This is a genomic window from Tenacibaculum sp. MAR_2009_124, assembly GCF_900105455.1.
GTDB lineage: Bacteria > Bacteroidota > Bacteroidia > Flavobacteriales > Flavobacteriaceae > Polaribacter.
Map to the genome: position 1 here is coordinate 270,260 of NZ_FNSF01000001.1, position 25,538 is coordinate 295,797.

The 25,538-nt window shown below is 32.7% G+C and carries 18 protein-coding genes; 3 read left to right on the forward strand and 15 right to left on the reverse strand.

Features of this window, described 5'->3' with window-relative positions; translation table 11 throughout:
- Positions 1–15: 15 nt before the first annotated feature.
- The 14 genes from BLW23_RS00485 to BLW23_RS00550 form a co-directional block, all read right to left on the reverse strand.
- Positions 16–876, reverse strand: coding sequence for a hypothetical protein (locus tag BLW23_RS00485; protein ID WP_093667295.1), 861 nt, complete (start codon positions 874–876; stop codon positions 16–18).
- 8 nt (positions 877–884) lie between these two features.
- On the reverse strand, positions 885–2,081 hold the full coding sequence (locus BLW23_RS00490) for an Ig-like domain-containing protein (RefSeq protein ID WP_093667296.1): 1,197 nt from the start codon (positions 2,079–2,081) through the stop codon (positions 885–887).
- 258 nt (positions 2,082–2,339) lie between these two features.
- On the reverse strand, positions 2,340–9,377 hold the full coding sequence (locus tag BLW23_RS00495; RefSeq protein WP_093667297.1) for a CUB domain-containing protein: 7,038 nt from the start codon (positions 9,375–9,377) through the stop codon (positions 2,340–2,342).
- 129 nt (positions 9,378–9,506) lie between these two features.
- Positions 9,507–11,141 (reverse strand): pyruvate dehydrogenase complex dihydrolipoamide acetyltransferase, encoded by a 1,635-nt coding sequence (locus tag BLW23_RS00500; protein WP_093667298.1) that lies wholly within the window; start codon positions 11,139–11,141, stop codon positions 9,507–9,509.
- A gap of 24 nt (positions 11,142–11,165) precedes the next feature.
- Positions 11,166–12,155, reverse strand: a complete 990-nt coding sequence (gene pdhA, locus BLW23_RS00505; protein ID WP_093667299.1) for a pyruvate dehydrogenase (acetyl-transferring) E1 component subunit alpha — start codon at positions 12,153–12,155, stop codon at positions 11,166–11,168.
- A gap of 142 nt (positions 12,156–12,297) precedes the next feature.
- Positions 12,298–12,972, reverse strand: coding sequence for a hypothetical protein (locus BLW23_RS00510; RefSeq protein WP_093667300.1), 675 nt, complete (start codon positions 12,970–12,972; stop codon positions 12,298–12,300).
- Between the two features lie 291 nt (positions 12,973–13,263).
- On the reverse strand, positions 13,264–13,935 hold the full coding sequence (locus tag BLW23_RS00515; RefSeq protein ID WP_093667301.1) for a M15 family metallopeptidase: 672 nt from the start codon (positions 13,933–13,935) through the stop codon (positions 13,264–13,266).
- Entirely contained in the window at positions 13,932–15,578 is a 1,647-nt protein-coding gene (locus BLW23_RS00520; RefSeq protein ID WP_093667302.1) for an ArnT family glycosyltransferase, read from the reverse strand. Before BLW23_RS00520 ends, BLW23_RS00515 begins: the two co-directional genes overlap by 4 nt.
- 227 nt (positions 15,579–15,805) lie before the next feature.
- Positions 15,806–16,255 (reverse strand): ankyrin repeat domain-containing protein, encoded by a 450-nt coding sequence (locus BLW23_RS00525; protein WP_093667303.1) that lies wholly within the window; start codon positions 16,253–16,255, stop codon positions 15,806–15,808.
- A gap of 14 nt (positions 16,256–16,269) precedes the next feature.
- Positions 16,270–17,580: a serine hydrolase domain-containing protein gene (locus BLW23_RS00530; protein ID WP_093667304.1), complete on the reverse strand. Its 1,311-nt coding sequence runs from the start codon at positions 17,578–17,580 to the stop codon at positions 16,270–16,272.
- A gap of 24 nt (positions 17,581–17,604) precedes the next feature.
- Positions 17,605–18,111 (reverse strand): nuclear transport factor 2 family protein, encoded by a 507-nt coding sequence (locus BLW23_RS00535; RefSeq protein ID WP_255362694.1) that lies wholly within the window; start codon positions 18,109–18,111, stop codon positions 17,605–17,607.
- A gap of 118 nt (positions 18,112–18,229) precedes the next feature.
- Entirely contained in the window at positions 18,230–20,218 is a 1,989-nt protein-coding gene (locus BLW23_RS00540) for a PspC domain-containing protein (protein ID WP_093667305.1), read from the reverse strand.
- Positions 20,211–20,555 (reverse strand): PadR family transcriptional regulator, encoded by a 345-nt coding sequence (locus BLW23_RS00545; protein WP_093667306.1) that lies wholly within the window; start codon positions 20,553–20,555, stop codon positions 20,211–20,213. Before BLW23_RS00545 ends, BLW23_RS00540 begins: the two co-directional genes overlap by 8 nt.
- A 19-nt stretch (positions 20,556–20,574) precedes the next feature.
- Positions 20,575–21,003: a DUF4870 domain-containing protein gene (locus BLW23_RS00550; RefSeq protein WP_093667307.1), complete on the reverse strand. Its 429-nt coding sequence runs from the start codon at positions 21,001–21,003 to the stop codon at positions 20,575–20,577.
- A gap of 575 nt (positions 21,004–21,578) precedes the next feature.
- On the opposite strand from BLW23_RS00550, the gene BLW23_RS00555 reads away from it, so the two are divergent.
- Both BLW23_RS00555 and BLW23_RS00560 read left to right on the forward strand, forming a co-directional pair.
- Entirely contained in the window at positions 21,579–22,034 is a 456-nt protein-coding gene (locus BLW23_RS00555; RefSeq protein ID WP_093667308.1) for a DUF4442 domain-containing protein, read from the forward strand.
- Between the two features lie 42 nt (positions 22,035–22,076).
- The gene (locus BLW23_RS00560; RefSeq protein ID WP_093667309.1) at positions 22,077–22,874 is read left to right on the forward strand and encodes a TIGR00266 family protein; all 798 of its coding nucleotides are present in this window, start codon (positions 22,077–22,079) and stop codon (positions 22,872–22,874) included.
- A gap of 125 nt (positions 22,875–22,999) precedes the next feature.
- Here BLW23_RS00560 and BLW23_RS00565 read toward each other — a convergent pair whose 3' ends face one another.
- Positions 23,000–24,388: a TlpA family protein disulfide reductase gene (locus BLW23_RS00565; protein WP_093667310.1), complete on the reverse strand. Its 1,389-nt coding sequence runs from the start codon at positions 24,386–24,388 to the stop codon at positions 23,000–23,002.
- 544 nt (positions 24,389–24,932) lie between these two features.
- On the opposite strand from BLW23_RS00565, the gene BLW23_RS00570 reads away from it, so the two are divergent.
- Positions 24,933–25,451 carry a hypothetical protein gene (locus tag BLW23_RS00570; protein WP_093667311.1) on the forward strand — a complete coding sequence of 173 codons (519 nt, stop codon included), beginning with the start codon at positions 24,933–24,935 and terminating at the stop codon, positions 25,449–25,451.
- Positions 25,452–25,538: the final 87 nt, after the last annotated feature.

The window sequence follows — 25,538 nt, forward strand, 5'->3', positions numbered from 1 at the left end:
AGCTGAGTTGTATCCTTATTTCAAATCATAAAAAATACCAACAGAATACGAAGGATTCGCTGCGATAATTCTTCCTGAAAAGGCGGAATCAAAAGAAACAGATGCTCCAATTTTATTGGTGATATAGTAGGCGGCTTCGAAACCATAGCTACTAAATTCAACGTTGTTAGCAAAAATACTACCATTGCTATTGGCAGCATTTAGCGTTCCATTTTGTAATGATTGTAGAATGTTAACTCTTGAGCTTAACCATAGTTTATTCACAATTACATTTACGCCAACTTCGAATCCAACTCTAAGTTCATCTGAAAATCCTTTGGTTCTATTATTATAACCCAAGTAAGATTTCAAATAGGCAGGTCGTTTAAATAAACGGGTACTATAGCCAATAGAGGTAGAGAGATATTGATTAAACTCACCATCTCCAGTTTGGTAACTTCCATCACTTCCACCAAGAGAACTTCCTGTGGGAAGCCCTAAAAGTAGCTTTGCGTCTAAGGCCCAATTTCCTTTTTTAAAGATGGCATATCGAACTCCGAAATCAATATCACCAAAAGAATTGAAAGATTCACCAGATTGAATGGTATTATTGTTTGTACCGGAAAGTTGGTTGTTTTGAGCAACTCTGGCAAAAAACGGAATGTAAGCAATCACATCAAGTTTATTTGAAAGTCCGTATTCTCCGTATAAATTGGTATTGAATTGGGTTCTGGTCACATTAGGATCTAATTCACCTGTGTTTGTAAAATGTTGATCAGATTGTAAGTACCAAGCTGATAATTTAAAATATCCTTTACCTTTTCCTTTTGACCATTGCGCAAAGCTTTGGATTCCAGCAAAAAGAAAAGCGGTTATAATTAATTGTTTTTTGATCATAATGTATATTATTCTGTAATTTCTCCGTCTCCAACTTTCACACTAAAAGGCTTACACCAATATAGTAAATGACTAAAATCGTTGATACCCGTATTTGGAATTATGTAGGTATGTGAACCGCTGAAAACAGCTACTTTTTGTATTTCTTTTGCATTACCAACGGTATTAGGGTTGTTAGTCATGTATAAATAGAGTCCAGGAAGGGCAGTAGAAGCCCTATAGTCGTCGTTTATTTTTAATTCTAAATCATTGGTTCCAGGAATCTCACTTAATGTAAAAGCACCTGTAAGTTCATAACTGCTGGTCGTTCTAATAGTTCCAGATTTTGTATTTGTTTGCCCTGCTTGAATATTGAAAGTATCTGTGTCTGATATTTCTTGTCCGTTAGTATTTGTATATGAAGCCTTAATAGTAACTTCTCCTGCGGTTTTAGCAGTGACCGTTCCTTGTTCATCTACGGAAGCTATGGAATCATTAGAACTACTCCAGTTAATAGTAATATTTTCATTTTGACCTACGTTATTGGTATAGGTAGCAGTATATTGATGCGTATCACCAACAGTTAGTTCTTCAATAGGATTGTTAATACTCATCATTTCACCAACAGGGTTCACAGTAAAGCCATCTTCCGTACTTATTGTTTTTCCATCAGCAACTGTGGAAGCAGTTATAACAACATCTCCTAAATTATTGGCAGTGACAAGTCCTGTTGAAGATACACTCGCAATATTTGAATCTGAGCTGGACCATGTTATGCTTACGTTTTCTATTATTCCTAAAGCATTAACAAAGGTGGTCTGGTATTGATGTTCATTATTTACAATGATATTTTCAATAGAATTGTTAATTGTTAAAGTTTCTTCAAGACTAATAACGGTTATAGTTAAAGAAGAACGAATTGTTTCTCCTTCGGAGGTTTCAGTATTCGCTATAATATCGGTTGTACCGAGACTAATAGCGGTTAGTAGTCCATTCTCTGAAACCGTTAAAATAGAGTTTTCAGAGCTACTCCAACTTATTGTGGGGGTTAAAACTTCACCAACATTGTTGGTGTATTTTGTAGTTAATTGATGCGTTTTAGTAACGGCTAATTCTTCAATAGGATTATTAAAACTCAGTTGCTCTTCAACACGATCATCAATGATGTCGTTAGATACACACCCGATAAGTATAAAAATGGTTAATAAATGATAGATATGCTTCATACAAAATGATTATTGTTTTTGGATTTAGTCGAAGGCATTTCTGAACATTACATAAAATAAAAATTTCTATGAAGCAATACTTCATAGAATGAACTCTTTTAATAGATGATTTATGCTATTTTTATTTTATGCATTACTGGTTATTTCGGAATATTAATTCGAGTGTTTTTTACGAAGTGACAACGAAACAAAAATAAATCGAGAAGAGCTCATTATCTAAATAAAAAATCGCCACAAATATTTGTGGCGATTTTCGTTTTAATCATTTATAATTTTAAAGGATTTTTGTTTGTCATCCGAAAAGACTTTAAGCAGATACATTCCTGAAGGATATTCTGAAAAGTCAACTTTATAAATTGGTTCTATTGATTTTATATCTGATTCAAACAATAAATGACCTATCGTTGAGTATAGTTGAATTTTGGTAATTGGAACTTCTGATTTTATTGTTAAATCATCCTTAACAGGATTTGGATAAATAGAAACACCAGATAAATAAACAGGGTCGTGAGTACTTAAAGTGCTCGAATCATCTACTTTAATTTCATCAATAAGAATGTCGTTATAATAAGGATTATTCAGACCGTTCTCTTCAATAGAAAATTCTAATTGAATTGTATTCGAATTAATAGGATAATCGCTAAGATTAAAAGAGAAAGTTTCCCAACTACCATTTTGTGTTTGACCCTGTAAATCTAAAAGATTTTGAGCTGAACCAGTATCATCAAAAACTTTTACATTTAAGGTATTTAGGCTATTATCGTGGTTATTTACACTAAATACAGAGAATTGAACAGAAGGAGACGTCAAACCAGAGATATCGATAGGTAAGGTTCTTAGATAACTTTTATGACCAACACCATTCGGACTAGATCCATCAATCCAAGCATAGTTCGTATTTCCAGAAGGGGTAAAGTCTCCCGCAGAACTCGCGTCATAAGCTGTATTGGTGTTGAAATTCCAAGCCTCTGAGCCCGATTGAGTCCAACAATGAGGTATATTGTTTGAACTGAAATTTTCATAAAATGGAGCATTAAGTTCACCACATAAAGTACGAAAGCTAATAGGACCTTCCCAAGCACTATTTCCGTCAGTATTGCAAACGGCTCTAACATATAAATCATACGAGGTTGAAGGTGATAAGTTTTCAAGTAAATGACTACTTGTGTTTTCTACCAAGATCTTTGTTATGTTAGGATTATTTGCATCAAATCCAACGGTACCATAGGTAATTTCCCATTTTGTTTCATCTCTTCCCAGTGTCCAAGATATATTAGCCGTATTATGGTTAACATTTTGAACAGTCAAATTATTAGGACTTGGACATGCTATTCTTACACAATTAACTGTAGCGTCCCAACCTCTTCCTGTTGTATATCCATTCGATTGAAATCTGAAGGTAAGTGCTCCACTTTCATGAGTGGAAGTAATGGTGTTTGGAGAGCTACTTCCTGAATAGGTTCCAATTAATGTAGCACTGGTATCTGGACCATCATATATATATAAGTAATCGCAGCACCCAACTGTTTCAAAATAATTAAAGGTAACTGATACATAGTCGTGATCTTCCGAGGGGAAGATGGTTTCCGTTATACTTTCATTATTGCTATAATTACCATCGGAACCTCCTGAGTCGTAAAATCGATCACCAGCGCAGTAATCGCTTAATGTTTGAAAAGTGATTACTGAAGCTTCACTGCTGCTGTCATTTCCACAGTCAGTTCTAACATATACATCATAAATTGTGCTCGATGATAATTCTGATAAATTGACTGAAGGAGTTGAGTTCTCAATAATGGTCCCTGACCCGGGAGTAAAGTTTTGAGGACCGTATTCAATAATCCACTTATTTTCCGTGCTGGTGGCATCCCAGTTTACTGATGCAGAATTTGTGGTTATTGCGGTAGTATTTAAATTATACGGAACTCCGCATCCTTCAATTTCACATAAAACTTGAGCTTCCCATCCAGTTCCCACAACAGAACCATCAGATGTAAATTTGAAAGTAAGAGTACCAGATGCATGTGTAGAACTAATTCTTCCAGGGTTATTGAAACCATTATATCTACCAATTAAATTAGCATTAGTATCAGGGCCGTCGTAAACGGATAGGTAGTCACAACATGATTCTAATTGAAAAGAATTAAAGACAACGGTGATAAAATCGGTACCAGGTGAAGGAGAAATAGTTGTCTCGTAATTTTCATTATTCGAGTATGGACCAATAGCACCACCTGTATCATAAAATAGGTCGCCGCTACAATAATCAGCGTATGTTTTGAACGAGTAAGGTCCAGACCAACTACTTTCATCATTTGAATTACAAGTTGACTTTATGTAAATATCGTAATCAGTATTTGAGTTGAGATTCGTTAACTCGTGCGGTAGGCTATTAACAATAACTTGGGTTCCAGTTCCTGTTGTAAAACCTATTGTTCCATATTCAATTACCCATTGATTTTCGTTGTTATTACTTGTCCAGTTTATTGTTGTTGAAGAATGAGTAATTGCATCAAACGTAGGGTTTGTTGGTGGGATACAAGTAGGTTTTTCAACGATATTGATATCATCAATAGCTATTTCATTGGAATTATATGTGTTTTCTTGTGGACTTGCTTTAAATCGTATTTGAATTATTCCAGAATAATTAGAAAGATCTACAAAATATTCCTTCCATATGTCCATTGCAGAAGTTTGTTGAGCTCCATCAATAACTAAAATGTCATTATCCCAGTTACCATTGGCAAAAACATCAATGCTTAAACGTCCGATATTATTTCCATGCATAAAAGTGAAAAAGTTTAGCAAAGGACTAGAAATTTGAGAAACATCGATTAAAGGAGTATTTAGAATGGCTTGCTCGTTTGGATTTACACTATTTGAAAAAGCTGAGAAATATTTTTGACCATTTCTAGCAGAAAACGGTCCTGTATCGTCATTCGAGTTATTTGTATTCAAAGTTAGCCATCTATAATAATTACCTTCATAAGAGCTACTCCAGCAATCTGAAACATCGTATGATTGGTTTTCAACATCGTACGTAAATGGCGCAATAACAGGAGCACATAATGTTTTGATGTTAATTGGACCTATATTTTCACTTTCTGAAGTACTACATTCTGTTTTTATATAAATATCTAACTCGCGATCAGAGGGTAATCCTGTTAGTGTAAAAGGAGTGTTTTGCGTAGTTTGTGAGGTTCCTGTACCTGGGGTAAAGTTAGTGTCTCCATACTCAATTATATAGGTTGCTGATTGTTGGTTGCTAACCCAAGAGAGATCCACTGAATTATAAGTTACATTAGAATAGTGTAATCGAGTTGGAGAGGGGCAATCTGGCTTCTCCTGAATATGAATTGCATCGATATCTATTTCATTATATGAACTGTTTTCTGAAGATATCGCTCTAAATCGTACTCTAATTTCGTTTGAATAATCGCTTAGGTCTACTAAATGCTCTTGCCATAAATCAGTTGAGAAGTACTGTTGTTCACCGTTGATTTCATATACATTAAGAATCCACTGATTGTTATGGTATATATCTACATGTAAACTTCCCAAGCCTTCTTCTAACATGAACGAATGAAAATTTAACACAGGATTTGATAACTGGCTAATATTTACCACTGGCATAGTTAGTTCGGCTTCGCTACTAGGGGTATTGGTTCCAGAATTCTGTATTGTTCTATAATATATATTTCCTTCGTACGCTCTATATGGAGAACTTGTACTTTGATAATTATTAGAATAACGAGAAGTCCAATAAAAACTACCTCCATTAACTTCTGGATTTCCAACGATACAATTTGTTATAGGTCTCAACGCGTTAGGAGATTGGTTTTCTGCACCATTTGAATAAGGTGCATCAAAAGTACCACAAGGTGTTTTAACAGCAAGAGGTCCAACAACGAAACTATCATCTTCTTCAGGAGCCGCACCACAAATAGCCGTTACATAAAAATCAAACTCGGTATTAGGAGTTAAGTTATTAATTTGTGCTGGGTTTGTTGTTGCAATGATTTTTGTTCCTTGCCCCGGAGTAAACCCTTTTTCTCCATATTCAACTTGCCATTGACTTTCACTTCCGTTGGCATTCCAAGTTAATTTAATAGAGTTACTGGTAAGGTCATCATAAGAAAAATCAGATGGTTCAGGACAAGTAACAGTTATACAATTAACAGAAGCTTCCCAACCTTCATAGGTAATACTTCCATCAGATATGAAAAGAAAAGTAAGCCCTTGTCGAAATTTAGATCGAATTGTTCCTGGTGAGGTAGCTCCAGAATAACGTCCAATTAAGGTGGCATTGGTGTCGTTTCCGTCATAAATATTAAGATAATCATACCCCGATTCTAAATTGAATGATTCAAAAGTAACTTCAACGTAATCGGAGTTGTTAGGGAAAATAAGCGTTTCTATATGTTGATTATTGGGATAATTTTCATCGAGCCCTGGATCATAGAATTTATCACCATTACAATAATCTGCTAACGTATGGAAAGAGATTGGTCCAACCCAATTACCAACATTGGTAGCAGAACAACGAGATCTTAGATACAAATCATAAGAGTTATCAGATTCCAAATTGTTAGCAGTGTAAGGATTGGTGCTAATATTAACACCTGTACCCGTTGGTGTAGTTCCAGAAGGAACAGTTTCAATTTCCCAATTAGTATTACCACTAGTATCTGTCCATTGTATATCAGCAGTATTGGTGCTAGGTGTAACTAGGATTCCTGATGGAGCATAGCAAGAAGTTGTAAATGAATAAACGTCGGAATAACTACTTTCTGTACAAGAGTTACGAGCTTTAACTCTCCAGTAATAAGTGGTATTATAGGATGAAACCTGACCGCTGGTAAAATTATTATAAAGGATATTATTGGTTTCAATTATAGAGTTAAATTGTTCGTCTTCGGCAATTTGAATCGTATATTCTGCTACATTTAAATCTTCATTCCAAGAAAATTGAGGTAGAACATCAACCCCAAAAGAATTATTTAATGGAGTGCTTAACGTTGGAACTGCTAATTGATCTTCGTACGATTTTAGCAATAGTTGGGTTTGTCTAGTTAAAGAAGTAGAGCTTCCTTTAACAATAAAGTTTACATCTCCAACAGGAAGGTTTTCTGTTCCTGTTATGGTTAGCTTAACAGTTGTACCGTTTGATGTAGCTGAGGTAGGAGAGAATGTTGCCGTAACATTTTGAGGTAAGCCTTCAGCAGAAAATACAGTGGTTTCATTAAAGTTTAAAAATGTTTGATACACAAAATCAAATTCAACAGTGTTTGGTTTACATACATTTTGTTCTAAAGAAGCAAAATTCATCGCAAAATCCGTAGATTGAATACTGATATCAGCCGAGTTGATAGCATAAAAAATATTGTTAACAGGTTTAATTCTAATTCTAGCTTGTGTTGTTGATTCGCTTAGTGTAGGAATAATAACATCGGCACTACCATTATTTGAAGTGCTATTCTTAAGAATATAAGGATAGGTATACCCTCCATCAACGGACATAGAGATTTGAACATTTTGTGCGTTTATTGGGGCGTTATCTGTACCAGCGACATTCCATGTGATGGTTTTGGTATCACCTATAGTCCAATTTTCTTGAGAATTTTGTGAGGTCACAGTAAAAGCACCTCCATTATCCACTACAGTAATTATTTTTTCATCCGAAGCCGTTTTTGGACCTGAAATAGCATTGTCCCTTACTGTTAAAACAAAATTGATTGTTCTACCTACTGAAGGAAGGACTTCCCAAGTAGGAGTCAAATTTCCTTGAATTACATCTTGAATAGAAGGAATGTATCTGTTAACAGTATCAGCAGGAAGTTTAGATCTAAATAAAGGCCCATATACCCAAGTTGGTTGAGGTGTATTAGAAGAACGCGGGTCTTCCGGATTGTTTTGTTCCCAACAATAAGTAAGTGTGTTTCCAGCATCAACATCAGAAGAGATACCTTCTAATACGAAAGGAGTGGAAACTGGAATATAATAATCATCTCCAGCACTGACGACGGGATCACTATTACCAGTGCTAATGAGTTCAGCACACGAACTATTTACCCTTGTCCACTCAATAACATCTCTAATATCGACATAGTTAAAATAATCGTCTGGATGGTCTTGAACATTTGGGGGACAAATACCAGCATATCCCATTATAGAACTACCGCTTCCTGGTTCCACTTCTTGGCGCCCAGCTGAGCTTCTACAATTAGAACTACTTTGCACGTGATATCCTCCAAATTGATGACCGAACTCATGACATGCAATCATATAAAAATTATCAGAGTCGGGTGTTGTATGTGCTGTAAAGGCACTTCCTTTTTGATTTGTCTCACAAACACAAGCTATACAACCAGCATTTCCATAAATACTTGAGGTATGAACGTACAGGTGTCCAACATCATAATTATCATTTCCAATAACTGAGTCTAATGTATTTTGGAGTTGAGAATTATAATTACCAGAAGAGAAAGGATCGGAGTTAGTATCGATAAAAATAACTTGGTCATTATTGTCTACAAGTTCCATTGTAATTCCGAAGTCACGTTCAAAAATACCATTAATTCTGGTGAGAGATGTATTTAGTGCCGCTAAAACGACCTCTATTTTCTCTTGATCTGAGGTTTCATTTCCAGTAAGGAAAAATTCTGAATAATCTGAATTTGTAGCGATAGCGACTCTATATTTTCGTAAGTAGCCATCATTATTAGAGTAGGATGTACTATATGATTCTTTAGTTCTTTTTAAAGTAGTTTCAATAGTTTCACATTCAAAAGAATTAAAAGTCTCTGAATTTTTTCTATCAAAGAAAACATATTCGTTGTTCAATAGGTTTGAAGGTTTTACAATTTGAGTACCTTCCTTTGTTTGAATAAAAGCTTGTAAACCACTTACTTTAGAATAACTGAATCTAATCGTTTTGTTGGTGTAAATACTTCTTCCTATATATGATTTAATAGAGGGGTATTTGGCTTGCAATGCAGGGCTAAAGTTAGATGATTCGAATATTTCGAACTCCTCATAATCTTTATTACTTGTTGGGAATACTAACGAGGCAGACTTTACAAAACTTTTAGCGTTTCTGTTTTGAGCAAGTGCTAGTTTTGATTCAAATGCTTGATGATCTAGTTTTAAAGAAATAGAATTCGTCGGTACATCGGAAACTTTGCTGCTACTGATAGAAGTAACTGTGTTTTGCCAAATTTGTTGTCCGTAACATAGGGGTATACCCAATAAAAGGAAGGATAGCATAAGCCACCTCCATAGCAATTTAGTAGTCATAGTTTATTTTTTGTTTAGTAAGCGCAAAAATAGAGAAAAAGCCATAAACTATAAACTATTCATAAGCAAAAAAAATACCCAGAGTGTTAAAATTAACGCTCTGGGTATATGTTACATTTTATTTAGAAATTAAGCCAGCATAGTAACTGGATTTTCTAAATATGTTTTTAATGTTTGTAAAAATTGAGCACCAACTGCACCGTCTACGGTTCTATGGTCACAAGCTAAAGTTAATTTCATTGTATTTCCTACAACGATTTGTCCGTTTTTAACAACAGGTTTTTCAACGATCGCTCCAACAGATAGAATTGCTGAGTTAGGTTGGTTAATGATAGAAGTAAAACTTTCAATTCCAAACATACCTAAGTTTGAAACAGTAAAAGTACTTCCTTGCATTTCGTCCAAAGACAATTTCTTATTTCTTGCTCTTCCTGCTAAATCACGTACTTGAATATCTATGTCATTAATATTCATGTGGTCAGCGTGTTTCAATACAGGAACTAGAAGTCCATCAGGAACTGCTACTGCTACGCCAACATGAATATGTTTATTGTATATAGTTGCGTTATCACTCCATGAAGTATTTACCTGAGGATGTCTTCTTAATGCCATAGCACAAGCCTTTACCACCATATCGTTAAATGATACTTTGGTGTCTGGCATTTGATTGATTATTTTTCTAGATTGAATCGCATTATCCATGTCTATTTCAATGTTCAAATAGAAATGAGGTGCGTTAAATTTTGAAGTTGATAAAGATTTCGCAATAGCTTTACGCATTTGAGAGTTCTTTACCTCTTCGGTACCTTCTTGACCTGCAATAGCAAAACTAGTAACAGATGCCGAAGCAGATGGAACTGATTGTTGAGGAGTTGCTGCTTTAGCAGCAGGAGTATAGTTTTCAACATCTTTTTTGATGATACGACCATTTTCTCCAGAACCTTTGATATCTGATAAATTAAAGCCTTTGTCTTTTGCTATTTTCTTAGCTAAAGGAGAAGCAAAAACACGACCGTTCGAAGAACTATTTGCTGCAGCTTCAACTGTTGGAGTTTCTTGAGCAGCAGGAGTGTTATCAGTTTTTGGAGCTTCTTTTTCAGAAGTTTCTGTTGTAGTTGATAAATTACCGTCTTTATGAGCCGCAACTAACGTAGCTACATCAGTACCTTCAGCACCAATAATTGCTAATAAACTATCTACAGGTGCACTGTCTCCTTCATTAATACCAATATGTAATAAAGTTCCTTCATAAAAAGATTCGAACTCCATAGTAGCCTTATCTGTTTCAATTTCGGCTAAAATATCTCCTTCCTCTACTTTATCTCCTACATTTTTCAACCAAGAAGCAACAGTTCCTTCGGTCATGGTATCACTTAATCGAGGCATTGTAACTACTTGAACACCTTCTGGTATTGCAGTAGTTGAACTGGCATCTGATGTTGTTTCATCTTGCTTAGGAGCTTCTTCTGGTTGTGTTTCGTTAGTCGTAGTTTGACCTCCAGAAACTAAAGAAGAAAAATCCTCTCCTTCGTCTCCAATGATTGCTAATAAAGTATCAACAGGAGCTGTTTCGCCTTCATTTACACCGATATGCAATAAAGTACCTTCATGGAATGATTCAAATTCCATTGTAGCTTTATCAGTTTCAATTTCAGCTAAAATATCACCTTCTTCTACTTTGTCTCCAACATTTTTTAACCATTGTGCAACAACACCTTCTTCCATGGTGTCACTCAAACGAGGCATATTAATTATTGTAGCCATAATTTAATTAATTTGTTGGATTTATTATTTTATAAATGGATAATCTTCTTGTTCGTATACCATATCATGTAATTGATTTAATTCAGGATATGGAGATTCTTCTGCAAATTTTTCACACTCTTTTACAGAAGCTTTAACTTCTTTATCAATAGCCTTGATTTCTTCATCAGAAGCATACTTTTTTTCTTTGATAATATCAAGAACTTGAGTAATAGGGTCAATTTTCTTATACTCTTCAACTTCATCTTTAGTACGATAATGTTGAGCATCAGACATTGAATGACCTCTATATCTGTAAGTCTTCATTTCTAAGAAAGTAGGTCCGTCGCCTCTTCTAGCTCTTTGAATAGCTTCATCTACTGCTTCAGCGACCTTAATAGGATTCATTCCGTCAACTGGTCCACAAGGCATTTCGTAACCTAAACCTAGTTTCCAAATATCAGTATGATTGGCTGTTCTTTCTACAGAAGTACCCATTGCATATCCATTGTTTTCAACAATAAATATAACTGGTAACTTCCAGTTCATTGCCATATTAAAGGTTTCATGTAAAGACCCTTGACGAGCAGCACCATCACCAAAATAACATAGAGTTACTGCATCGTTACCTTTATATTTATCACCAAAAGCAAGTCCAGCTCCTAAAGGAATTTGACCTCCTACAATACCATGGCCTCCATAAAAACGGTGTTCTTTAGAAAAAATATGCATAGAGCCTCCCATTCCTTGAGATGTACCCGTAGCTTTACCATATAGTTCTGCCATTACTCGTTTAGGATCTTCTCCCATTCCAATTGGTTGAACATGGTTTCGATAAGCAGTAATCATTTTGTCTTTGGTTAAATCCATTGCATGTAATGATCCTGCCAACACAGCTTCTTGACCATTATATAAGTGTAAAAAACCTCTTACTTTTTGTTGAATATAAACGGCTGCCAGTTTATCTTCAAACTTTCTCCAAAATAACATGTCTCTATACCAATTGATATAGGTCTCTTTGGTGATTTCTTTCATTATATATTAGTTGTTTATTATAGTTTGTTTGTTTTGCCTAACTCAAAACGTGGCTACAAAAGTAGTAGTTTTTAGTAATTTAAAAAAGCTTCTATGTAAAAGAAATTATAAAGAGTTCTTTTATTTTTTGTTAAAGTTATAATTACTTTTCTTTGGCAATAATTATACTGGCTTTTGCACCTGTTGCTAGGTTCCATTGATTTGAAGAAATTAGCATACCTGCATCGTTGTATATTTTGAATGCCGCTGTATTAGGGCCTGACGTTCCTTGGTTTAAAGCAATAATTTGTATGGTATTTACACCTTTTTCTAAAGGAATGTTAAATGATTGGTAGCGCTGTTGTAATGTTAATCTGGTTATGACTGGTATATCATTTACAAGAATAGTTACTTGATCCCCATCTGGATATTGAAAATCTCTACAAATAATATTTACACTTTTTGACTTGGTACTAAAGCTTCCCAAATCTTGATCTATAACTGGGTATTGATACTGCCCATTAATTTTTTGAAAAGAATTGAGGTATTGTTCTTCTGCTATTTTTGCTTTGGTTAGTATCCCTTTGTTTAAATAGGCTTCTTCCTCTTGCTTTTTCTTACGTTCTTGCTGTTGTTTGTTATGAGCTGTTTTAAAACCGTGGTCATTTTTGAAGTCTAATGATTTCGGTTTTTTCGCTTCTTTAGCAGAAATACTCATATTTCCTAAGGTGAAACTTCCTTTTTTATTTCCACCACTAGAACCATCTATTTGTCCGTAAACTAAGGCAGAAAAGCAAAGAGCTAAACTTAAAATTATGTACTTACCAACTTCTTCCATATATCAAATTGTTATAACAAATATAATGCCGATTTTATATCATAGTCTAAATAAAGCGTTAAAAATTACTTAGTTACTGTTATTTATGAAGTTTAGTACTTCTGTTTTACGCTTTTAACCTGAATTTATACATAAGAACCACAGCTAAATATGACATTTTCTTGCTTTTGGTTTAGCGCTATTAATAGAAAATCGAAAATAATTTGTTATCTCTGATTTTGAAGTAGTTTTATCTGGAATAATATGGTTTAGATAGTTACTCAAGAATAATTGCTCATATACAATGGCACTTTATTTAATTGGAAAATTAAAGAAGGTTTTTGGGAAAGGTTCATTTCTCAAAGTAAAATGCCACCACTCGTTTTTATAAGGTCTAAAACCATGTTTTACCATTGTTTTTTGTAAAATGGAACGGTTTTTTTTCTGTTGAGGAGTAAGTTTTTCAAAAGCGATGTGCGAGGATTTTCCGAAGAAATCGAATGGACTCCCCATATCTAATTCTTCATTTGTTTTTAGATCGACCATAGTTAAATCGACGGAGCTTCCTCTCGAATGTCCTGATTTTGAAGCAATATAGCCCAGCTTAAACAAATGTCTTTTATTGATTTTTGGATAGTATTCTGATTTCATTAACGTGTCGTTCATAACTCTAGCCCAACGAACAAAGTGATTGACAGCTTGTTGTGGTCTGTAAGCATCAAAAATTTTTAACGAGTATCCTTTTTTAACAAGTTCGTTTTGAACTTTTTTAAGAGCTTTTGCAGTTAATGTAGACGTGATGAGCACATCATCAAAATATCCGTCAATCGGAGTCCCTACAAAATTGTTGTGATTGCAATAACGTAATTCTCTCTGAATACTAGGCGCAATATCTCTGATATAAGAAAATCCTTTTGGTAATTGAGACCATGTAATGAAAGTGAAAAATAAAAATGTTATCGTTGTTAAGGTTTTTGCTTTCATTTCAGAGTAATAATATGTGTTTTATTTAATATACTTTTTCTTGTATTTTTATTAGCAAATTTTAGGTTCAACCTAGTTATTCTAAAATTATCAAAATCTTGATCTATATAATAGCTCACTTTGTTACTGTTTAAATGTTGTAAAAAGTTATCGCTCACATAAAATGTTTTATCTTTAAAGGATGCGACATTTTCTAAACGAATTCTATTAACGTTTTTTGCAGTGTAAAATTCAAATCCGAAATCAGCTGCATCTTCCACAAATATATGAATATCTGAGTTTGATTGATTGTTCTGTCTTGCAGCATAAACACCTCCTTGATATTTCAGAAGAGTGGGGTAGAAGTTCGTGATTAAAAAAGTGTATACGAACATAAATGATAATGAGCTTATAATAAAAAGGGTATCTACTTTATTTCGCTCTTTGTTTTTCACAGTCATAAAAAGTAAAAAAATAATTACAATTGTTATGACAATGAATAGATAACTGATTTCGTCAATCATTAAGTAAAAAAGCACAGGAATTAAAAGAATAGTTAGTACCGAAACTATGGTCTGTATTATCGTGTATAGTTTTTGCTTAGTTTGATAACTTTCCTTCAGTTTATAAATAAAATCAGCAGTGATAATAGCCATAAAAGGGAAAATAATATTGGTGTAGTGTGCTAATTGAAATTTACTTACAGAGAATACAATTATAGCTGTTAATGCTGCAAAAACCGAATAGAATTCTTCATTTCTATTAGTTTTTTTTAGGTTGCGTTTAACTTTAAAAAAGGTTGCCAAATAAAATAATATCGACCATGGAAGAAATGCCCATAAAAGTGTGTGCAGGAAAAAGAAGATACTTCCATTATGATTTACAATGGGGCCCGTGTTAAAAAAACGACCGAATTGACTATCCCAAAAGAAGAATTTAAGTCCAGATACATTGTTTTTTTCAAAAACCAATTTTTCCGGATGAAGATCAAATTGGAGGTATAAGGTATAAAGTTCAGGAAGTGTTACAATAAGAATAATAACAAATGCAATTAGCCAAATAGGAGAGAATAATTGCTTCCAATTTCTTTTTACAATAAGCTCACCTGCAAGTGCTGCTATAATTGGAATTAACGTAAAAACACCTTTAGTCATTAAAGAAAAACCAGCAAATAAACAACCTAAAAGCAAATGCTTTAATTTTTTGTTTTTAATGTATCTATCAAAATAATATACCGAAGCAATAATGAAAGCAGTTAAAAAAGGTTCCGCACGAACATCAAAATTAGAAATCACACTGTGAAGAGATGTTGCTAGGATGATTGTTGCTATAAGTGCTGTTTCTTTGTTATAGTTTTCTTTAGTAAACTTGTAGGTCAGCCAAATACCGAAAGCAAATACTAAAACAGCTGGGAATTTGTAAGCGAAATTGTTTAACCCGAAAACTTTAAAAGAGATTGCTGTTAGCCAAAAAGGCATATGAGGTTTATCTAACCAGTCTTTACCCAATGAAAATAGGTTAACAAAATCATTATTTAAATACATGGTTTTGGCTATAGAAGCGTATAGAGCTCCATCTGGAGCCATAATATCTATAAATAAACCTATAGCCGTAATAAAGCCTATTAAAGTTAAAATACTTAGAAGTAAGTTTTTTGTTTTCATTGATAGCTTTTTATCCTTTTGCAAAGTAATGCAAAAATTATATCCTGTCACTCAATATTAGTAAAAATGAATTTTTAGAAAAAACCATAAAAAAGCCAAAGCATATATGCTTCGGCTTTTAACTAATAAAACCAAGTATTAGTACGTTTTATTTGAAGTTAGCTATCAACGTACTAATGTTTTCTTGTTAAGAAATTTTTTAATTATTTATAATTCCTAACATTTTTTTAATTCTTATAACTGTTTAAATAGTTTTCTATTTCTTCTTGTTTATATTTTTCAGCATAATCTAAAGCTGTTCTTCCATTATTGGTGGTTTTCAGATTAGCCCCATTTTCTACTAAGTATTTTACGGCACTTAACTGGCCGTATTTTACAGCGTACATCAGCGGTGTTTTACCTGTACATTCTCCTTCTAAGTTGGCTTTTCTTGTTACGAAATATTTTAAAGATTCAATAGATTTCATTTTAATGGAAATAGCCAGAAAGTTGTACGAACTGCCTCGAACTTCATAGCATTCGTTTAGCTGGTTATCTGAAACGAGTTCATTTAAAGTTTCGGTGTTTTCATTCTTAATAGCCATGAGAACTTCGTTAGAAATACTTTGTGCAGACACAATATTTTGCAAGAACAGGCTAGAAAGTAGTAAAAGGAATGTTTTAATTGTTGTAGTCATAGTTAATTTATTTTTTATTCATCTTTTACGTATTCACCTTGAAAAGTCCCTTGCTCGAATAAGAGTTCCTGGCCATTGTCAGTGAAAGTGAATTTTATATTTTCAGCATACAATTGTTCGAAAATAAACTGATTATTTCCTTTATAGATTAATGGTTCCTTAAATTCATTTTTTATAACAAGAACCAATGAGTTGTTTTCGTTTATAAAAACTGTAGGATCTGTTTCGTTTTTTGTTGATTTATATGTTCCTACGAAATGTTTAATTTTTTCGGAATCAACCTTAATGGTAGTATCATTGAAATATAACTTAAAGATTTTTTGATACAAAATATTCATATCCTCCTTAGAACCATTTGAAATCATTGTAAAACTTAAGTTTTCGTTCGGAAAATAAATTGCTGTAGATCTGAATTCATCAATATGTCCTCTATGACCATAACCTTTTCTGTTGTTTATAGTATATTCAATAAGCCCCAAGCCATATTGGTTTTTAATTGTTTTCATTTCGTTCAAAGAGTTCTTAGTGACCACTTTTCCTTTTAAAAGTGACTCTAGGAAATAATTGGTTTCTTTTATAGTAGATATAATAGATCCTGAACCGGTTCCAATAGATAAGCTAGTGGGATTAAATTTTATCCACTTATCCTTGTAAGTATATGAATGACAATACTTGTTTGTGTTTCTCTCAGCATAGGTGTTTTTTAAATTAAGAGGAGAGCAGATTTTGTGTTGTAATAAGTCTTCGTAGGAAGTTTCATATACTCTTTCTAAAATCATAGAGAGAAGAAAGTAATTTGAATTACTGTATTCAGTTTTGCTACCAGGTTCAAAATCGTTATTGTATTTGTTTATTCTCGAAAGTATTTTTTCCGAAGAAATGTTTTGGGTTCGAGTTTTCCAGAAAACTTCATCTCTTGTAAAATTGTGTACTCCACTTCTGTGTTGTAAAAGATGTTTTATCGTGATTTTTTCAGCATTTTTCAATACTGGAAAATATTGCTGGATCGTTCCATTTAATTGTAATTTTTTTTCTTCTATAGCCTTCATAATAAGAACAGCTGTATATGTTTTAGAAATCGATCCTATATTATATTTAGTATCTGAGTTTATTTTTTTATTCAAATCAACATCTTCGAAACCGATTGATTTCTCATATATTTTGTTATTAGAATTGATATATAAGCTGCCCATAAAATCTTCTTTCTTTTCCTTTATGGTTAATAGACTATCAGTCCTTTTTACGAAAGAATCAAATTTGGTAAGGCTTTCTTGTTTACAGGAAATTGATATTAAACTTAATAAAAATAGTGTTAGGTTTCTCATTGTTTAGTAGTTCGCGCCATTTTTTTAGTGTAAACTAATGACTTTGGTGATATGCCATTGATCTTCGTTTTTTTTCCAAATTGTAATGAATTTACTCGGAATTGATTTTGCGTTTGGTTCTTGACTATTAAAAAACGTATGATACCCAATTTCGACGGCTCCATAATTATGAATGGGATATACCTCAATACTACCTTTAATTAAAGTTCGGGTAACTTTATTACAAATATTTTTTTTGATAGCGTTTAAGATGTCTTCTTTAGAAGTTGACAGTCCAGTGTTATCATGAAAAAACTCAATATCATTACTTAAAATTTTCGTTTGTGTTTCAAGGTCGCAGTTGTTATATGCATTGAAAAAAGTAGCATCCATTACCAAAATCTCTTCAAATAACTGCTGGTTTTTAGGTTGAAAATCTGGAATTTCATGTACCTGTCCATTGGTAAACCATGATACAAAAAGAGCGTACAATAACATAAGTAATTTCATAAAGAAGTTACCTTTAAAAAAGAAGTCGAAAATTGAGTCCATAGTTTTTAATAGTTTACTCACAATATGTGAGGGGTAAAATACGTCACTTGATGATGATGTATTTTATAGTTGTATTGAATTTCTAGTATAATTATAAGGTTTTGTTGTATATGGTTAACTACCAAATTTTAAAGGCGTAGCTTTCACCATTTTCATCATAGTTTCTTATAAAACCGTGTTTTCCAATTCCAATAACAGTATTTTTTGAAGTACTTTTTCCGTTAAAACCATCATTACAGTCAACTTCAATTTTATATGTTTTTATTTTTCCATTATCGAAAAAGGTAGATTTAGAAAAATCGATATCAATATTTTTTCGGTTTTTAAACCAACGAGCTAATTTTTTAAGTTCATTTCTAGTGGTTTCTTCAGTCACAACAAGTTCCGCCTTGAAATCATTAATTGTACTCTCAAACAAAAAACTTACATCTTCCATATCTTCATTTTCGTTTTCAAAAGAGTCGTCCTCGTTTTCTTCATCTTCAGAGTTGTTGTTTGTTTTTTCGCAATCAGTACACTCAAGTCCCTTTGACGTCATATTAAAATGATGATTTACCATATCACGATCATAAATGTCTTCAGTGTTATCGATGCTATATAAGAAGTCTCGAGATGATCTTTCAAAATATACTGATGAGCCTTCAGGAAGGTAAAGTGTCGCTTTTACTTCTTCATCTTTCCACATATTCTTATAATCATTTAGAAAGTAAGCATCAAAAACAATTACGTTATTATTCGATTTAAAATTGTATTTTATTTTTTCTGCATTTTTATTAGCGATACCGCGTTTTCTTCCTTCTGAAGTTTTTTTGATTTCTATATACGCATTACCCGTTTCACTTTTCTCTACGTCAATGTTTATATCATTTGAATACTTCATTTCAACATCATCAACGGTAACATTTACATAGTTATCTCTATTACGAAGCCTAGATTGATAGTAGATATTCTCGTCGTTTACAACTCTGATTTTTAAAGGCTTTTCAGTGTCATATGTAAGGCTGTGTTTTTCAACATTGGTTCCGTTATGAGCTCTTGATGTTGTAAATTCGATAGCCGAAAAACCAACACCTAATAAAGCAACTAACCAAATACCTAATAGCGTTAAAACAGCAGAAGTATTTAACTTCTTAATATTTGGAGAAAGGATACGTAAACCTAAAATAAATAGCACAACAAAAGGAATACCTATTAATACAAATAAGAATGTTGCAAGTAACCATTTAGGCATTGATGACTCATAGAAAAATGGTGGATACTGAACAATGTCACCATCAATTTGCAGTATTTCTAAACTCCCTATTGAAAAAACTCCTAGTAAAAGTGATACTAGAGTTGCTCCAGCGATAAAAATTAGAATGACACCCATGAATTTTCCGAATACTTTGAAAACAGCGAGTAATATTTTACCTAAAGTGTCTATAAAATCTTGAAATCCCGACTTCGTTTGCTCTCTAAGTTTTTCATAATCTGCACTTGAAATCTTGTCAGAAATTTCATGAGCACCATCTTTCAGCTTGGTTGATAGGTTTTCAAACTCGTTACGAATTTTTTTTTCAATGTTATCAATATTTACGGCTTCACCTTCCATTTGAAGTTTCTCAGAAGTAGTTCTGGCTTCAGGAAGAAGAATCCATAAAATAATATATATTAAAGGTGAAAATCCACTAGCAGTTAAAATAATAAAAGCTAAACGAATCCATATAGTATCAATACCCACATAATGTGCCAATCCAGAACAAACTCCTCCTAAAAACTTATCATTACCATCTCTAAAAAGCTTTTTAGTTGGATCTTTTCTACGCCCGCTGTTTGAGTTATTTTCACTGTATTCTTCTTCAACATCAGCATAATCTTCTGGCTGCCCCATGATAGCAATAATTTCTTCTATATCACTTTCATTTACAACTTGACGAGCATCAGTTATTCTTTCAGACAATAATTCACTAATTCTAGCTTCAATATCAGAAATGATTTCATCTTTTCCTTGGGGATCGTTGCTTAAAGAACGCCCAATAGCGTCTAAATAACGTTTTAGTTTTTGGTAGGCGATTTCATCTATATGAAAGAAAAATCCACCTAAATTTATGTTGATCGTTTTATTCATTTTCAGTTGATTTTGTACTTGTTACTTGGTTTACAGCGTTCACTAGGTTATTCCATGTTTTATCTAATTCTTTTAAGAATAATTGTCCGTTTTCGGTTAAAACATAATACTTCCTTGGGGGGCCAGAGGTAGATTCTTCCCATCTATAACTTAACAACCCGGCATTTTTTAAACGAGTTAGTAATGGGTAAATGGTTCCCTCGACCACTATCATTTCAGCGTTTTTTAGGGTAGATAGAATTTCTGATGTATAGGCATCTCCATTTTTAAGAATGGATAAAATACAGTATTCTAGCACTCCTTTACGCATTTGAGCTTTTGTGTTTTCTATCTTCATTGAGCGTGGTTTAGAGTGGTTATTTAATAAATTTTATAGTAAATGGATATTTGTAAATTTCTCCATTATTGGCTTTCATGGCAGCTAAGATGATTAAAGCTATTTTAATAAGAGTAACAATACTAACTAAAGAAGCAACTCCTAAAATTCCAAAAAGTCCGTTGTATGAATGGTGTCCACCGAAATCAATATCTACACCATTGAAGATATCGAAGATATTGCCAAAAAGGAAAGAGAAAAATGAAGCGCCTAAAACAAATATATATAAGCTAAAGCTAATGTTAAAGTTAACGGCTTCTTTTCCTTGTTGATCTAAATAGGGACTTTTTTCTTTTAGAGTTTGCCAAATAATTAGAGGAGTTATAATGCTGCCTAGTGGAAATAAATACCCCGCGAAAGAGGAGATATGTATTAGAAAGGCATTTGTATTCTCGTTGTTATTTTGCATGATAATATGATTTATATAATACTTGACTATACAAATATATGGATATTGGATAGTATTATGCAATACATAGTACTAAATTTAACATAATTTAACATTTGTTTGGGTGCTGGAGCTTTGAGTTGAATGAGTCTTTTAACTAGAAGTGTACAACAGTATTTTGAGGTTTTAAAATTCATTTTCTCAATGTTTTAAAGGTTTTAAGAACGGTTTGTGTACGTACCTGTTTTTAGAACAACCTGAATTTTTTACTGTTTTTTTCTTATTACCGATGATGGATTAGTTGATTGGAATTTTTTAAAACAGCATTTAAAATAGGGTTAAATATTGCCAAAAGCTTAGAGTTTTGCTTTATAAGAGAATCGTAAAGAGCAAGTCAATAAATAATGTTTGCATTAAAAGTGTGACGTAAAAGGTGTACGAAATCACTTAGTAAAATAACGATCTATTCTTTGTGATTATAGAATGTATGCTTTTTTACATATTTTAGTAGAAACAAATAAACAAGAATGTACTGTTATTTATTATCGATAAGACGGTACATTTCTTTGCTAATTATATTGTAAATATAAATAAGGATGAATTTTACACCGAGAAAAATTAATACATTTTTACTTTTTAAATTACCAGCCGCTTTTTTTACAGGAGTTAGAGTAACTAGTATTACTGAAATGAATTCAGTAGTACATGTACGTTATAAATGGGCGAATCAAAACCCGTTTAAGTCTATGTTTTGGGCAGTGCAAGGAATGGCTTCAGAGCTCACTACAGGAATTTTGGTGATGAAATCAATAAGTAATTCTGGAAAAAGAATATCTATGCTGGTTACTAACATGAATGCGGTTTTTTTAAAGAAGGCGGTAGGTAAAATACGTTTTGAATGTAATGATGGTCAACTTATAAGTGAAGCAATAGAAAGAGCCATAGAGACTGGGGAAGGGCAAACTGTTGTTGTTCGGTCTGAAGGTATTAATGAGGAAGGTATATCTGTTTCAAAATTTGAATATGAATGGAGTTTGAAATTAAAATCGTAACAAATAAATTATAAAAGCGTCTAACCAATAAAACTAATTATTATGAATGCACACGAAATTGATTACCGAATATATGGTGAAGAAATGCAATATGTAGAAATTGAATTGGATCCAGAAGAAGGAGTTGTTGCGGAAAGTGGAAGTTTTATGATGATGGATTCTGATATTAAAATGAATACCATTTTGGGTGACGGATCGAATCAAGAGAAAGGCTTACTTGGAAAAATATTTTCTGCGGGAAAGAGAATTTTAACAGGGGAAAGTTTGTTTATGACGGTTTTTACGAATATAGGGCATGGAAAAAAACAGGTGTCTTTTGCTTCTCCTTATCCTGGGAAAATTGTTCCAATTGATTTGACTGAATTCGGAGGAAAGTTTATTTGTCAAAAGGATGCTTTTCTATGCGCAGCTAAAGGAGTGTCTATTGGTATTGAGTTTTCGAAAAAATTAGGAAGAGGACTTTTTGGAGGAGAGGGGTTTATTATGCAAAAAATGGAAGGTGATGGAATGGGCTTTATTCATGCTGGGGGTACTATGGCAAAGAAAGTTTTAAAGCCAGGTGAAGTTTTAAAAGTCGATACGGGTTGTATTGTAGGTTTTACTCAAGATGTGGATTATGATGTTGAGTTCGTGGGAGGAATTAAGAATACTATTTTTGGAGGTGAAGGATTGTTCTTTGCTAGTTTAAGAGGTCCAGGAACCGTATATATTCAATCATTACCATTTAGTAGATTGGCAGGGCGTGTTCTTTCGATGGCTCCTCAATCGGGAGGTGAAAGAGGTGAAGGAAGTGTTTTAGGTGGCCTAGGAAATATTTTAGATGGAGATAATCGTTTTTAATTGGAAGGAGTTAGTTAATTTCTTTACTAAATAGAGTTTGAATATATAAATACTCATAGAATAAAGGCATAAAAAAATCCGCAATACTGCGGATTTTTTTATGTAATATATAAGGTATGTTTTTACTAAATACTAATTCCAAGCTCTTCAAGCATGTTTATTAGTTTTTCACCGTCTGAAGGTCTAGGTGCATTTGGACTGATTATATTTCCTTCTGGATCAACCATGATAAATCTTGGTAGTCCTTTAATTGCGAACTTTTTAATAAAGTCAGAACCGAAAGATTTGTCAGCAAATAACTGAACTCCTCCCATTTCTTTTTGTTGAATAGTTTCTTTCCATTTGTCTTTAGCGTTAATATTGTCAACACTAATACTTACAAATTCAATATTCTGATCGTGATATTGTAATTCAAGTCTTTTTAAAAGTGGAGTTTCACGCTTACAGAAGCTACACCAAGTAGCCCATACATCAATATATAAATATTTTCCACTACCTAATAATTCATCTAATGAAGTAGCTTCTCCATCAATATTTTCATAGTTTTCAAACTTAGGACAAGGCATCCCTTTTGCTGTTAACTTTAAAGAATTATAGATTTCAGAGATTCTGTCTTTGTGAGCTTTATTAGTAGAGAAAGACATGTATTTATTATAATAACCTTCTAAGTCTTCAGCATATGTAATACCTTTCTGACCCTTTTCAAACAATAAGTCGTTCTTTACAATACTATCAGTAACCTCTGTTTGAACAGTTTCTAAGTAAGTAAGTGCAACATCGGCATCTTCGGTGGCTCTTTCGTCGGCTAATCTTTGGATTTCGTCCTGAACAATTTTTTGGTAAAAATCGAAATCTTTGTAATCTTCTCCTTCATTAAAGTTGATCTTATCTGTTACAGAAGGAAAATTCTCTGAAGGTACAAAGTCTTCATTTCCACTTAAAGCAGGGTAATAAGTTGGATAGAAGTATAAATCTCTTAAATATTCATATTCTATATTCTTTATTTCTTTCTTTAAAAATGCTTCTGGCAATTTACTGTTAATTGCTAAATCAGTAAGAGCGTTTTTGTACGTGTCTAGAGTTGAAAGAAAATCAGGTTCTTCCTTACCTAATAGTTCTCTTAAATTAATAATTTGCTCAGCAAATAAGTTTTTCTTTTTAATGAAATAACTTCCAGTTACACCATTAACACCCTCGAATTTTATCGCATCTGGGTTTTTGTAATCTAAAAGAAGTTTAAGATCATCAGTTTTTGTTAAATAAACATCAAACTTTCTTTTATTAATGGTTAGTTTGTAGTACCCATCTCTTTCTATCCTAAGAGTATCAACAAATGTTTTTGTTTTTTTGTTAAAAGGGACTTTTTTTTCAAATTCAAAACCTTCTAATTTAATATCTCGTTTTTTGAAATTATCAACGGTTCCAGATAAAATTAGATAGTCTTTTACAGGCTCTTCTTTCTTACATGAAAGCATAATACCTCCTATGAGGGCTAAAAGTACTATTTTTTTCATTCTTAATTATTTAGGTAAATGTAGTGTTTAAAAGCCCGAAAGTACTTTATTTAGTTTTTCTTTCAAAGAAATTAGTTAAATATTTCATTTTATTGAAGTTCCAACTTTGACTAAGGTGTTTTCAGGCTTTTCAATATTAGATGCCTTAAAATACGAAAAAAGGATTAAAGAGCCTTGCTATCTGTTGAAAAATGAAAAAAACTGAAGTAGCACTTCAGTTTTTTAGATTCTTTTTCTCTTTTTCACAAGCAATTACTCCCACAAAATAGTTTTAGATAATAGTAGATGATTTCTCATAGTAAAAGTATTAATTGTTAAAGTGGTGTTAAAACAATAATCATACCAAACAATTAAAATACTAGTAAAAATGAAAAAATAAATGGTAAGACCAAGAATGTGTTCATATGAAAAGTTTGTAGGCGGTTATACCGCAATTACATACGTTTAGCGGCAAAGATTCTTTCTTCATAACATTTTTTTAATAAAAGGAAAGACTTATAGAGATATTTGTTTTTATAATTAAAAAGATAAAGAAAGTTTTAATATGAACAACCATATAATTTTCCCTATTGAGGTAGAGGCCTTTAGAGTAGGAGAGGATGATAAAGTTTTACTCGTAGCAAAGGGGAGAGAAGAAGGAATAAATAGAGTTCAGATTCAAGTTTCTGCGGCAACTATTTATCCGCCTATGTATTTAGTAGTCGGAGAACCAATAAATCAACCAGGTTATTTTTCATATACCGTTCAAAAAATGATAGCCTATCCAAGTAATATTGATTATATCCAATTTCAAACGGGTAGTGGAACGAAAAGAATTCCTATCATTGATGTAACTGAGGGAGATGATGATTTAAAGAACTTGTTAACTTTAGAAGAGAATCAAGTTATTGGATATGTTTATAATGCAATTGATATGAATAAAGCAATTGTAGATGCAACTGATAAAATAAGGAAGATGAATGTTGATTTTTATTCTGCCGAAATAAAGAGGTCAGGAGTAGTTTCATTATCTCATTTTTCTGATTTTCAATTTTTCTATGTTATTATGGAATATAAAGAGTAAACATTATAAGATAAAAGAGAAAAAGTAAGGGCAAATAGGGAGCTTTGAAGTAAAGCTCCCTCCACTATACACTTAAAAAACCCTTCT

What these genes read in the sequence shown, in the direction of transcription:
- BLW23_RS00485 (WP_093667295.1), bottom strand. Translation starts at nt 876, where the DNA reads ATGATCAAAAAACAATTAATTATAACCGCTTTTCTTTTTGCTGGAATC.
- BLW23_RS00500 (WP_093667298.1), bottom strand. Translation starts at nt 11,141, where the DNA reads ATGGCTACAATAATTAATATGCCTCGTTTGAGTGACACCATGGAAGAA.
- BLW23_RS00520 (WP_093667302.1), bottom strand. Translation starts at nt 15,578, where the DNA reads ATGAAAACAAAAAACTTACTTCTAAGTATTTTAACTTTAATAGGCTTT.
- BLW23_RS00530 (WP_093667304.1), bottom strand. Translation starts at nt 17,580, where the DNA reads ATGAGAAACCTAACACTATTTTTATTAAGTTTAATATCAATTTCCTGT.
- BLW23_RS00535 (WP_255362694.1), bottom strand. Translation starts at nt 18,111, where the DNA reads ATGGACTCAATTTTCGACTTCTTTTTTAAAGGTAACTTCTTTATGAAA.
- BLW23_RS00550 (WP_093667307.1), bottom strand. Translation starts at nt 21,003, where the DNA reads ATGCAAAATAACAACGAGAATACAAATGCCTTTCTAATACATATCTCC.
- BLW23_RS00495 (WP_093667297.1), bottom strand. Translation starts at nt 9,377, where the DNA reads ATGACTACTAAATTGCTATGGAGGTGGCTTATGCTATCCTTCCTTTTA.
- BLW23_RS00545 (WP_093667306.1), bottom strand. Translation starts at nt 20,555, where the DNA reads ATGAAGATAGAAAACACAAAAGCTCAAATGCGTAAAGGAGTGCTAGAA.
- BLW23_RS00560 (WP_093667309.1), top strand. Translation starts at nt 22,077, where the DNA reads ATGAATGCACACGAAATTGATTACCGAATATATGGTGAAGAAATGCAA.
- BLW23_RS00490 (WP_093667296.1), bottom strand. Translation starts at nt 2,081, where the DNA reads ATGAAGCATATCTATCATTTATTAACCATTTTTATACTTATCGGGTGT.
- BLW23_RS00570 (WP_093667311.1), top strand. Translation starts at nt 24,933, where the DNA reads ATGAACAACCATATAATTTTCCCTATTGAGGTAGAGGCCTTTAGAGTA.
- BLW23_RS00515 (WP_093667301.1), bottom strand. Translation starts at nt 13,935, where the DNA reads ATGAAAGCAAAAACCTTAACAACGATAACATTTTTATTTTTCACTTTC.
- BLW23_RS00565 (WP_093667310.1), bottom strand. Translation starts at nt 24,388, where the DNA reads ATGAAAAAAATAGTACTTTTAGCCCTCATAGGAGGTATTATGCTTTCA.
- BLW23_RS00555 (WP_093667308.1), top strand. Translation starts at nt 21,579, where the DNA reads ATGAATTTTACACCGAGAAAAATTAATACATTTTTACTTTTTAAATTA.
- BLW23_RS00540 (WP_093667305.1), bottom strand. Translation starts at nt 20,218, where the DNA reads ATGAATAAAACGATCAACATAAATTTAGGTGGATTTTTCTTTCATATA.
- BLW23_RS00510 (WP_093667300.1), bottom strand. Translation starts at nt 12,972, where the DNA reads ATGGAAGAAGTTGGTAAGTACATAATTTTAAGTTTAGCTCTTTGCTTT.
- pdhA (WP_093667299.1), bottom strand. Translation starts at nt 12,155, where the DNA reads ATGAAAGAAATCACCAAAGAGACCTATATCAATTGGTATAGAGACATG.
- BLW23_RS00525 (WP_093667303.1), bottom strand. Translation starts at nt 16,255, where the DNA reads ATGACTACAACAATTAAAACATTCCTTTTACTACTTTCTAGCCTGTTC.